The sequence below is a fragment of the Deferribacterota bacterium genome (assembly GCA_034189185.1).
GTDB lineage: Bacteria > Chrysiogenota > Deferribacteres > Deferribacterales > UBA228 > UBA228.
The window spans coordinates 1-1,611 of sequence record JAXHVM010000297.1; the positions used below are offsets into that span (position 1 = coordinate 1).

At 29.7% G+C, this 1,611-nt stretch carries 2 protein-coding genes; both read right to left on the bottom strand.

Translation table 11 applies throughout. The annotated features are described in order from the left end of the window. Positions 1-232: 232 nt before the first annotated feature. Positions 233-1,171 (bottom strand): HTH domain-containing protein, encoded by a 939-nt coding sequence (locus SVN78_11045; protein MDY6822141.1) that lies wholly within the window; start codon positions 1,169-1,171, stop codon positions 233-235. Between the two features lie 125 nt (positions 1,172-1,296). After that, a partial coding sequence (locus tag SVN78_11050; GenBank protein ID MDY6822142.1) for a hypothetical protein occupies positions 1,297-1,611 on the bottom strand: 315 nt, incomplete at its 5' end.

Sequence of the window (1,611 nt, forward strand, 5' to 3'; positions counted from 1 at the left end):
ATTTTCGTTAAATTATCAAATTATAAAAATCTGACTTGCGAAGTCGGTAAAATACAAACTTGCTAAATCTCCCGACTTGCGAAGTCGGGTGACTTACCATTTAACATTACTTTAGGCTTTCCAATTTTCTCACCAATAACCATTTGCGAGCCATCTATACTTGTGTAAACACTCTCTTAGAAGAGGTATTTTAATAACGGCTACTTATACTTAAAAATACATCCATGTATATTTACTTGATGTTCTTAGCATTTATATGTTTTTCTAACTCCTCATCCTCCAAGATTTTCTCATAATTACTTTTTACTTTTTTAAGTGTTATATCTTCGAGAATGTAAGAAATAAATTCTTTAAAATCTTCATTTTCTTCAGCAAGTCTATTTATTGTATCCCAATCAACATTTGTGTTCTCTTTAGCAGGAAACAAAATTTCGCTTTGGTAAATATCTTCAGGGTTTAATCTTATAATACCTATTCCAAATGCATTATTCAATCTTCTCATTTCATCGTATAAACTACTATCATCTTCAATTCTTAATGCTACTAGATACCCTTCATTAGCCCACGATGAATTTGATATTGCTTGAAAATAGTATTCTCTAAGTTTTGAAAATGATATAGATATTTTTATTTCAAATGAAAAAAGCTTTAATGCGCTCACAGAAAAAGCTTTCTGAATTTCCAGTATGTTATTCAAGTAGTCTTCAAAAGGAAAATATACACCTACAACATCTGGATGTAACCATTTATTATATCCTTTCACTCCTCGTTTAGAATTTTCATGAAATATTGTTTTTGAAAATGCTTTAAAATGCATATGTGAATTTACAAATTTTACTAATAATGGATGAAGATCTCTTTCCTTGAATGTTAAAGATTTTTCCATATCCCTTTCTCTTTTTTCTATATCTTGCTTCAATTTCATTACGTCGATTCCTAGTCGCTTTAAATAAAATTTTGTTGGGCGCTTGCTAACCTGTATAAAAACACTGTCTTCATTATCTCGTATATCCGTATAAATACGGGCCCCTATAGTAGCCCAAGGAGTTTTGCCTCTCGTATGAAATTCATTGGCTATTTTTAGTTCTTTAGCAAAATCCCATATTTCCTTCGGAGATAGAGGTTTTTCAGCTTTTTCTAATGTTTTTTCTGCCAATTCTAAAAATGTCATATCTATTTATAGTGTTAAAGACGACACCAATCCTCCTTAAATATATTCCTAATAACGATAAAGCTCGTCTGCCGCTATGAGGCTAAGAGGAATAGTGCCCATGTATAAAAATTTGTTATGTATTTTCATATATTTAACCTATCTTTAAGTTTATCTGCAATCATTTTTTTACGAACATCTAAGAAATCTTTATAATTAACGCTATCCCACAAATCTTCACATTCTGGTATTAAATGCCTATTTAAGTAATCTCTCTTATTAGCTATATTATTCACCCAATCCTTCAATTCCTTACTGTTTTTATCTCCTCTATTTAATGAAAAATCCAATAGCTGATAATTAACTACTGTATTTATTTCTTCAATATTATATCCCCTACTTTTTAAAATAGAAGAAGGATGAATATGATCAATGTCTTCTTTCCTGAATTTTTTATTATA